This window comes from Sphingobium xenophagum NBRC 107872 (assembly GCF_000367345.1).
GTDB lineage: Bacteria > Pseudomonadota > Alphaproteobacteria > Sphingomonadales > Sphingomonadaceae > Sphingobium > Sphingobium xenophagum.
The window spans coordinates 66,001-75,760 of sequence record NZ_BARE01000032.1; the positions used below are offsets into that span (position 1 = coordinate 66,001).

Genomic DNA, 9,760 nt, shown 5'->3' on the forward strand with positions numbered 1-9,760 from the left:
GGCGGGTAAAACCGTCCCCTTTTTGTTGAGAAGCAACAGGGAATATCCATGACCAAGCCGTTCAAGACACTCGATGATATGGGCGACATTCACGGCAAGGCCGTGCTGGTGCGCGAGGATCTGAACGTGCCGATGCAGGACGGCTCGGTCAGCGATGACACCCGCCTGCGTTCGGCCATGCCGACCGTGCTGGAACTGGCCGATCGCGGTGCCAAGGTGCTGATCCTGGCCCATTTCGGCCGTCCCAAGGGGCAGAAGAACCCGGAATATTCGCTCTCGAAGATCACCCGGCCCCTGACCCAGGTGCTGGGGCGCGAAGTCCAGTTCATTCCCGATTGCCAGGGTGATGCAGCGGCGGACGGCATTGCCGTGATGCGCGCCGGTGACATAGCGATCCTGGAAAATACCCGTTTCCATCCGGGCGAGGAAAAGAATGATCCCGCCTTGGTCGATGCGATGGCGGCCATCGCTGATTTCTACGTCAACGACGCTTTTTCCGCCGCGCACCGCGCCCATGCCTCGACCGAAGGGCTGGCGCACAAGCTGCCATCCTTCGCCGGGCGTGCGATGGAGCGCGAACTCGATGCGCTGCAAGCGGCGCTGGGCACGCCGGTCAAGCCGGTCGCCGCCGTCGTCGGCGGCGCGAAGGTGTCGACCAAGCTTGACGTGCTGAACCATCTGGTCACCAAGGTCGATCATCTGATCATCGGCGGCGGCATGGCCAACACCTTCCTCCATGCGCGCGGGGTCGATGTTGGCAAATCGCTGTGCGAAAAGGATCTGGCCGACACCGCAGAAGCCATTTTCGACGCGGCGGAAGCGGCCGGATGCACCATCCATCTTCCCTATGACGTGGTGGTGGCCAAGGAATTTGCCGCCAACCCGCCCTCGGTCCGCACCTGCAACGTCCATGAGGTTGCGGATGACGAAATGATCCTCGACGTCGGCCCCGCCGCTGTCGAGGCGCTGGCCGATGTGCTCAAGACCTGCCGGACGCTCGTGTGGAACGGGCCATTGGGCGCGTTCGAAATTGCGCCGTTCGACACGGCGACCGTCGCGCTGGCCCGCACCGCGGCGGCACTGACCAAGGAAGGCCAGTTGACCTCGGTCGCTGGCGGCGGCGATACTGTGGCGGCCCTTAACCATGCAGGGGCAGCAGCCGATTTCACCTTCGTCTCGACGGCGGGCGGCGCTTTCCTGGAATGGATGGAAGGCAAGGATTTACCGGGCGTAAAGGCTTTGATGGTCTGACGACCCGGTCAACGGTAGCGCCGTCTTGGAGAGGGCAGCGCTATCCCATTCAAGAGAGAGTATGTGCAGATGCTGGATCAGGTTCAGAAACAGAAGATTGCGACAGGCGAAGGCTTTATCGCCGCACTCGACCAGAGCGGTGGGTCGACGCCCAAGGCGCTCAAGGGCTATGGTATCGAAGAAGGTGCGTGGGCCAATGACGAGGAAATGTTCGGCCTGATCCACGCGATGCGCAGCCGCATCATTACCTCGCCCGTGTTCACCGGCGACAAGGTGCTGGGCGCGATCCTGTTTGAACGCACGATGGACGGCACCGTCGATGGCAAGCCGACGCCGCAGGCGCTGATCGAGCGCGGCGTCGTGCCCTTCATCAAGATCGACAAGGGTCTGGAGGATGAGGCGAACGGCGTTCAGGTGATGAAGCCCAATCCCGACCTCGACATATTGCTGCACCGCGCCAAGGGGCTGGGCGTATTCGGAACCAAGGAACGCTCGGTCATCAACCTTGCCAATCGCGAAGGCATCGCCGCGGTCGTCAAGCAGCAGTTCGAAATCGGCAGCCAAGTTCTGGCCGCTGGCCTGATGCCGATCATCGAGCCGGAAGTGAATATCAAGTCGCCGGAGCGGGCCGAAGCCGACGCGATCCTGCTCGACGAACTGCTTAAGGCGCTCGATGCGCTGCCCGCTGATCAGCAGGTGATGCTCAAGCTGTCGCTGCCGGTCCAGCCTGGCCTGTTCGACCCGCTGGTCGATCACCCCCGCGTCCTGCGCGTTGTGGCCCTGTCGGGCGGCTTTGCCCGTCCCGAAGCCTGCGTCGAACTGGCGAAGAATCGTGGCATCATCGCCAGCTTCAGCCGCGCGCTGCTCAATGACCTGCGCCACCAGATGAGCGATGATGAATTCAACGCCTCGCTTGGCGAAGCGATTGACGAAATCCACGGCGCGTCGGTCGCGAAAACGCCTGTCGCTGCCTGATTGCCGGTCGGGCGGGCGCAGGCCCGCCCGGCCCCCCTTTCGCGCTCCTCCGCTATGGGTTAAGCGCGAAGCATGACCGATTTTACAGATGAAGAGCTGGCGCTCGACCCGCATTTCGCCGACCAGTTCGAACAGGGTTTCCGCCCCGCCTGCCAGCTTTATCTGATCTCCCCGCCCACGATCGACGCCAGTTTCGTCGACACGCTGGCCACGGCGCTGGACGGCGGCGATGTGGCCGCGTTCCAGTTGCGGCTCAAAGGGCTGGAAGAGGACGCGATTGCTGCACTCGCCACGCCGTTGCAGGCGCTTTGCGCGCAACGTGATGTAGCGTTCATCATCAACGATAGCGTCGCTTTGGCGCAGCGCCTCGGCGCGGACGGCGTGCATCTGGGGCAGGGCGATGGCGACCCGCGGGAGGCGCGCAAAATCCTTGGGCCCAGGGTGCAGATTGGCGTCACCTGCCATGACAGCCGCCATCTGGCGATGGAAGCGGGGGAGGCGGGTGCCGACTATGTCGCGTTCGGCGCCTTCTATCCCACGACGACGAAGGCGGTGCTGCACCATGCCGAACCGTCCATCCTGGGGTGGTGGACGACGCTGTTCGAACTGCCCTGCGTCGCAATCGGCGGGGTGACGGCGGAAAACGCAGCGCCACTGGTCGCCGCAGGCGCGGATTTTCTGGCGGTCAGCAGCGCGGTGTGGAACCATCCGGGGGGACCGGGCGCTGGCGTTGCAGCCTTTGCCGATGTGCTGCAACAGGTCCGTAACGGAGCGCCGGAACCCAAATGATCATCGTCCATCACCTCAACAACAGCCGGTCGCAACGTATTCTCTGGCTGCTGGAGGAACTGGGCGAACCCTATCAGGTCATCCGCTACGAACGCGACCGCAAGACGATGCGTGCGCCAGCCGCGTTGCGCGCCATCCATCCGTTGGGGCGCTCCCCGGTGGTGCAGGTGGACGGCCATGCGCTGATCGAAACCGGCGCGATCATGGACTATCTGGTCGCCCGCGCAGGCCGATTCGGCCCGCCCGCAGACGCGCCGGGGGCGATCCGCTACCGCCAATATATGCATTATGCCGAAGGATCGATGATGCCGCCGCTGCTCGCGCTGCTCATCATAGGCAAGCTCGGCCTGCTTGGTCGCCCCGCGCGGCCAACGGTGCAACGGATGCTCGACGATCATCTCGACTGGCTGGAAAGTGAACTGGCGTCGCGTCGCTATTTCGCCGGTGACAGTTTCACCGCTGCGGACATGATGATGAGCTTCCCGATCGAAGCGTCCCGCGCGCGCGGCGGCCTGAACGGTTCGCGGCCCGCGATCATGCGCTGGCTGGCCGAGATGCAGGCACGCCCCGCCTATCAGGCGGCGCTGGCGGCGGGCGGGCCTTATGCCTACGCCTGATCGGCGTTGCGTCCCTGCCTATATCCATCCGGCTATCGACAGTTGCTGCCGCGTGACGTGCGAATGTCCTCCACGACAAAAAGCCCCGCTTGTGCGGCGGGCCGCTTCCCACTAAATCGCCCCCATGACATCGACCAACGACATTCGCCGTTCCTTCCTCGACTATTTCGGGGCCAACGGCCACACCATCGTTCCCTCCGCGCCGCTGGTGCCGCACAACGACCCGACGCTGATGTTCGTCAACGCGGGGATGGTGCCGTTCAAGAATGTCTTTACCGGCCTTGAAACCCGCCCCTACAAGACCGCGACGTCGAGCCAGAAGTCGGTCCGCGCGGGCGGCAAGCATAATGATCTCGACAATGTCGGCTATACCGCGCGCCACCATACCTTCTTTGAAATGCTGGGCAATTTCAGCTTTGGCGACTATTTCAAGGAACAGGCAATCACCCATGCCTGGACCCTGCTGACCAAGGAATGGGGGCTTCCGGCCGAAAAGTTGACCGCGACCGTCTATCACACCGATGACGAGGCGTTCGACCTGTGGAAGAAGATCGCCGGCCTTCCCGATCACAAGATCATCCGCATCCCGACCAAGGATAATTTCTGGGCAATGGGCGACAGTGGCCCCTGCGGCCCCTGTTCGGAAATCTTCTACGATCATGGCGACCATATCTGGGGCGGCCCTCCCGGCAGTCCGGAGGAAGATGGCGACCGCTTCGTCGAGATCTGGAACCTGGTGTTCATGCAATATGAGCAGGAAGCCAATGAGATCGTCAGCGAATTGCCCAGGCCGTCGATCGACACCGGCATGGGGCTGGAGCGGATCGCCGCCGTCATGCAGGGCGTTCATAACAATTATGATACCGACACGTTCAAGGCGCTGATCGCCGAAAGCGGCGCGATCACCCGCACCGCGACCGATGGCGACCTCCAGGCCAGCCACCGCGTCATCGCCGATCATCTGCGCTCCACCAGCTTCCTGATCGCAGACGGCGTGCTGCCCGCCAATGAAGGTCGCGGCTATGTGCTGCGCCGGATCATGCGCCGCGCCATGCGCCACGCGCACATCATCGGCGCCAAAGACCCGTTGATGTATCGCCTGGTCGGCAGCCTCGTGTCCGAAATGGGCGGTGCCTATCCCGAACTGGTCCGTGCCCAGCCGCTGATCGAGGAAACGCTGCTGCGCGAGGAAACCCGTTTCCGCCGCACGCTCGAAAACGGCCTGCGTCTGCTGGACGAAGCGACTGCGGGGCTGGGCGAAGGCGGCACGCTGCCGGGCGAAACCGCGTTCAAGCTCTACGACACCTATGGCTTTCCCTACGACCTGACCGAGGATGCGCTGCGCACGCAGGGGCTGGGCGTCGACCGCGCGGGTTTTGACGCCGCCATGGCGGAGCAGAAGGCCGCTGCCCGCGCCGCCTGGAAAGGATCGGGCGAAAAAGCCTCGGACGACATCTGGTACGACATTGCCGAAACGCTCGGCAGCACCGAATTTGTCGGCTACGCCTCCACCAAGGGTGAGGGCGAAGTGCAGGCCATCGTCAAGGACGGCGCGCGCGTCGATAGCGCCGGCGTGGGCGACACGGTCACCATCATCACCAACCAGACGCCCTTTTATGGCGAAAGCGGCGGCCAGATGGGCGATGCGGGCCTCATCGCCTCGCTTGGCGGCCTGTCGGCAAAGGTTGAGGATACCGCCAAGCCGCTCGGTCGCCTGCACGCCCACCGCGCGATGATCGAGGCGGGGAGCGTCAAGGTCGGCGACACGGTGCAGTTGAGCGTCGATGTCGAACGCCGTGACCGCATCCGCGCTAATCATAGCGCTACCCATTTGCTCCATGCTGCGCTGCGCAGGGAATTGGGCGCGCATGTGACGCAGAAGGGCAGTCTGGTCGCTGCCGATCGGCTGCGCTTCGATTTCTCGCATCCTGACGCCCTGACCCATGCGCAGATCGCGCGGATAGAGGCGGATGTGAACGCGCAGATTCGCCATAATGAGGAGGTCACGACCCGCCTCATGACGCCCGACGACGCCATCGCGGCGGGCGCAATGGCGCTGTTTGGCGAAAAATATGGCGATGAGGTCCGCGTCCTTTCGATGGGGCGGGGGGACGACAATCATTATTCGGTCGAACTTTGCGGCGGCACCCATGTCCGCGCGACCGGCGACATCGCCCTGCTCAAGATCGTATCGGAAAGCGCCGTTTCCAGCGGCGTCCGCCGGATCGAGGCATTGACCGGGGAGGCCGCGCGCCTCTGGCTGGTCGATCGTGAGGACAAGCTGCGCCAGTCCGCCGCCACGCTCAAGACCGCGCCGGAAGATGTGCCGGCCCGCATCGCCGCGCTGGTGGAACAGAGCCGCAAGCTCGAACGCGAACTGGCCGAAGCGAAGAAGGCGCTGGCTTTGGGCGGCGGCGCATCGGGCGCGGCCCCGGCAGGTCCGGAACAGGTCGGCAATGTCAGCTTCATGGCGCAGGTCATCGAAGGGCTGGACCCCAAGGAACTGCGCGGCATCGTTGACGGCAATAAAAAAATGCTGGGTAGCGGCGTGTCCGCGATCGTAGCGGTGGTCGATGGCCGCGCGACCATTGCCGTGGGCGTCACCGACGATCTGACCGGCACGATCAGCGCGGTCGATCTGGTCCGCACCGGCGTAGAAGCGCTGGGCGGCAAGGGTGGCGGTGGCCGTCCCGACATGGCGCAGGGCGGCGGCCCGGACGGCGACAAGGCGGCGGCGGCGATCGACGCGGTCAAGGCCAGGCTTGCGGGGAGTCCCGGCTAACCTCATGGCCATATTCAACCGCGATTCCGATGATGAAGTCGCCCGCGGCGCTCGCGCCGTGGTCGTCCATGCCGAAACACACGGACCGGAACGCCGGGACAGCGAAGCAAGGCTGGAGGAAGCGGGCGGTCTGGCGCTTGCCATCGGCATCGACGTGCGCGCGGCGCAGGCGTTCCGCGTGCGCGATCGCAAGCCGGCGACACTGTTCGGCAGCGGTCAGGTGGATCAGATCGCCACACTGGTGAACCAGGAAGAGGCTGAACTGGTCATCGTCGACAACGCCCTGACGCCGGTTCAGCAGAGCAATCTGGAAAAGGCGGTCGGCGCCAAGGTCATCGACCGGACCGGCCTGATCCTCGAAATTTTCGGCGAACGCGCGGCCACCAATGAAGGCCGGTTGCAGGTCGAGCTTGCCCATCTCGATTATCAGGCGGGTCGCCTCGTGCGCAGCTGGACCCATTTGGAGCGGCAGCGCGGTGGCTTCGGCTTTCTGGGCGGTCCCGGCGAAACCCAGATCGAGGCGGACAGGCGCATGATTCGCGACCGCATGGCCAAGATTCGCAAGGAACTGGATCAGGTCACCCGCACCCGCGGCCTCCACCGCGCCCGGCGGCAGCGCGCACCCTGGCCGGTGATCGCGCTGGTCGGCTATACCAATGCCGGAAAATCCACGCTTTTCAATCGCCTGACAGGGGCTGACGTCATGGCGGAGGATCTGCTCTTTGCAACGCTCGATCCGACCATGCGCCAGATCGCGCTTCCCGGCCTCGACAAGGCGATCCTGTCCGACACGGTGGGTTTCGTTTCCGATCTGCCGACCCAGCTTATCGCCGCCTTCCGCGCGACGCTGGAGGAAGTGCTGTCCGCCGACCTGATCGTCCATGTTCGCGACATTGCCCACCCCGACAGCGATGCCCAGCGCGACGATGTGCTGGACGTGCTGAGCGAACTGGGCGTGGCCGGGGAGGGGGCGTTAGAACGCGCCGAAGACGAGCCTGCCGCGCCGCCGATTATCGAGGCGTGGAACAAGCTGGACCTGCTCGACCCGGAAGCCGAAGCGCTGGCGCGGGAAACAGCGTCGCGCCGCGACGATGTCGTGATCCTTTCGGCGCTGACAGGGGAAGGTGTCGCCGACCTGCAACGCGCCATCAGCACCAAGATGACCGCCGGTGCCAAAGTCTATGGCCTGCGCATCGCGGCGGCCGACGGCGCGGCGCTCGCCTGGCTCCATGAGCATGGCGAAGTGCTGTCTAGCGACGCGCAGGGCGAGGAAACCCGTGTCGAAGTGCGGCTATCGGACGCCGCCTTCGCACGGTTCGGAAAGCGCGGGCAGGGGTAGGGCTGGCGTTACGCCAGCGCCTTCTCGACTACGCCGACTGCCTGTTTCAGCGATCCCGCGCGGTCGCAGCTATGGCCGCATTTTTCCTGCTGATATTGCAACTTGTGCAAAATATCCCGCGCGGCATCAACATTGCCGAGCTTAATTTCGGCGATGGCCAGCCCAGACATCGCGCCGGGATGACCGTTGCGACCGCGATAGAGGCTCTGTTCGAAATAGCGACGGGCGGAAGCGGCATCACCCAGGCCCAGCTTCGTCACGCCCTTCAGGAATCGCGCCTCGCGGCTGGGCGTTTCGCCAATCACGGTTGCAAGCAGCTTGTCGGCCTGCATCAGATCACCCGATGCGATCAACTGCCGCGCATGTTCCAACGACGTCGACCGATTGCCGCCCTTAAAATTGTCCGGGCCAAAGCCTGTAATAGGCACCACGCCCATCGGACTGCCGGCGTCGAAATGAATGCCCGAAATGCCGGTGCCATTTTGCTGGGCATAGGCAGGAACTGCCACGGCACACAGGAGTGGGAAAAGGATCGTCAGGCGCATCGCAAATTCCTCCAACATATCTGGAGGTTTAGGCTATGCCATTGTCAAGCAACTGTCAAATATGAGTTTTAATTCCAAACCTTTTCTGGACTATGTCTGGCACCGATGCGCCCTTTACAACGCTCGGAACATCACCAGCGCGTCGACATAGCCAAGGGCAGGATGATCAAACACCTCCGGCAACCGCCCGACCACGGCAAAGCCCATATCCTGCCACAAGGCAACGGCACGCACATTTGACGACACCACGAAGTTGAACTGCATCGCGCGAAAACCCTGCGCCCGTGCCAGATCGAGCGAAGCGGCGCACATGCGGCGCGCGATGCCGCGTCCGGTTGCGTGCTGCGCCACGACATAGCCGGCATTGGCGACGTGTGCGCCGCCACCCATCTGATTGGCGCGTACATAGAATATGCCCAGAACGGCGCCGTCTTCCTCCAGCACGCGCACGGTGCGATCGGACGACAGCCAGAGGGAGAGGGCGGCTTGCCGCGTCATATCGCGCGGGATGGCCAGCGTTTCGCCGGCGCGGATCACCGGCTCCAATATCGCCCAGATTGCGTCATGATCGGCAGGCGAAACCGCGCGGATCACGCTGGCATCCCCGCGCGCTTGGCCTGCTGCCACAGCGCTTCCTTTTCAGCGAGCGGCAGAGCGGCAAAGGCCTCTCCGGCCAGCGTTTCCATGATCCGGAACCGCCGGTCGAACTTGGCATTGCCAGCGCGTAAAGCAACTTCCGGGTCAACCTTCAAATGCCGTGCGAGGTTGACGACGGCGAACAGCAGATCGCCTACTTCCTCTTCGCGCTCGGCCTGTGTCGTCGCGCCCTGCACCTCGTCCAGTTCCTCGACGATCTTTGCGATCGCGCCATCGCTATCGGGCCAGTCGAACCCGGTCCGGGCCGCGCGCTTCTGCAATTTTTCCGCGCGCAACAATGCGGGCAGGGCGATCGCTACCCCGGCCAGCGCGCTGGGGTCAGGCTCCTTTTCGGCCCGCTCAGCCGCCTTGATCGCTTCCCACTGGGCATGGCCGTCCTCCCGCGCCAGGCCGTCGCCAAAGACATGGGGATGCCGCCGGATCATCTTTTGCGTGATGCCGTCGATCACGTCCTGCAAGCTGAAATGCCCGGCCTGTTCGGCCATCCGGCTGTGAAATGCCACTTGCAGCAGCAGATCGCCCAGTTCGTCGCGCAGCGCCACCATGTCGCTGCGCTCGATGGCGTCGGCGACTTCATAGGCTTCCTCGATCGTGTAGGGCGCGATCGAGGCGAAATCCTGTTCGATGTCCCACGGACAGCCGGTATCGGGATCGCGCAACTGCGCCATGACATTGGCGAGCGGCATGATGTCGGCGGGGCTGGCTTTGGACATGGGGAACCTGCGATGATGATGGAGTCAAAATGGCGATAGTGGCTCTGCCGGGGGATGGCCAGACAGGCGCGATCTTAGTGCGATAATATATA

9 protein-coding genes are annotated in these 9,760 nt (G+C 63.8%); 6 read left to right on the top strand and 3 right to left on the bottom strand.

Annotated elements, in window-relative coordinates:
- Nucleotides 1–48: 48 nt before the first annotated feature.
- The 6 genes from SX1_RS14855 to hflX all read left to right on the top strand — a co-directional run bounded on the left by SX1_RS14855 (nt 49) and on the right by hflX (nt 7,753).
- Nucleotides 49–1,251 (top strand): phosphoglycerate kinase, encoded by a 1,203-nt coding sequence (locus SX1_RS14855; protein ID WP_019053629.1) that lies wholly within the window; start codon nt 49–51, stop codon nt 1,249–1,251.
- A gap of 69 nt (nt 1,252–1,320) precedes the next feature.
- Nucleotides 1,321–2,226, top strand: coding sequence for a fructose bisphosphate aldolase (locus tag SX1_RS14860; RefSeq protein ID WP_019053630.1), 906 nt, complete (start codon nt 1,321–1,323; stop codon nt 2,224–2,226).
- 72 nt (nt 2,227–2,298) lie between these two features.
- On the top strand, nt 2,299–3,015 hold the full coding sequence (gene thiE, locus SX1_RS14865; RefSeq protein ID WP_019053631.1) for a thiamine phosphate synthase: 717 nt from the start codon (nt 2,299–2,301) through the stop codon (nt 3,013–3,015).
- Nucleotides 3,012–3,632 carry a glutathione S-transferase family protein gene (locus SX1_RS14870; protein WP_019053632.1) on the top strand — a complete coding sequence of 207 codons (621 nt, stop codon included), beginning with the start codon at nt 3,012–3,014 and terminating at the stop codon, nt 3,630–3,632. The genes thiE and SX1_RS14870 overlap by 4 nt, the downstream gene beginning before the upstream one ends.
- Nucleotides 3,633–3,756: 124 nt before the next feature.
- Nucleotides 3,757–6,414 (top strand): alanine--tRNA ligase, encoded by a 2,658-nt coding sequence (alaS, locus tag SX1_RS14875; protein WP_019053633.1) that lies wholly within the window; start codon nt 3,757–3,759, stop codon nt 6,412–6,414.
- Between the two features lie 4 nt (nt 6,415–6,418).
- The gene (hflX, locus tag SX1_RS14880; protein ID WP_019053634.1) at nt 6,419–7,753 is read left to right on the top strand and encodes a GTPase HflX; all 1,335 of its coding nucleotides are present in this window, start codon (nt 6,419–6,421) and stop codon (nt 7,751–7,753) included.
- Nucleotides 7,754–7,761: 8 nt separating this feature from the next.
- Here hflX and SX1_RS14885 read toward each other — a convergent pair whose 3' ends face one another.
- The 3 genes from SX1_RS14885 to mazG all read right to left on the bottom strand — a co-directional run bounded on the left by SX1_RS14885 (nt 7,762) and on the right by mazG (nt 9,668).
- Nucleotides 7,762–8,298 carry a tetratricopeptide repeat protein gene (locus SX1_RS14885; RefSeq protein WP_255209771.1) on the bottom strand — a complete coding sequence of 179 codons (537 nt, stop codon included), beginning with the start codon at nt 8,296–8,298 and terminating at the stop codon, nt 7,762–7,764.
- Nucleotides 8,299–8,412: 114 nt separating this feature from the next.
- Nucleotides 8,413–8,925 carry a GNAT family N-acetyltransferase gene (locus SX1_RS14890; RefSeq protein WP_019053636.1) on the bottom strand — a complete coding sequence of 171 codons (513 nt, stop codon included), beginning with the start codon at nt 8,923–8,925 and terminating at the stop codon, nt 8,413–8,415.
- Nucleotides 8,889–9,668 carry a nucleoside triphosphate pyrophosphohydrolase gene (gene mazG / locus SX1_RS14895; RefSeq protein WP_019053637.1) on the bottom strand — a complete coding sequence of 260 codons (780 nt, stop codon included), beginning with the start codon at nt 9,666–9,668 and terminating at the stop codon, nt 8,889–8,891. Before mazG ends, SX1_RS14890 begins: the two co-directional genes overlap by 37 nt.
- Between the last annotated feature and the right edge of the window lie 92 nt (nt 9,669–9,760).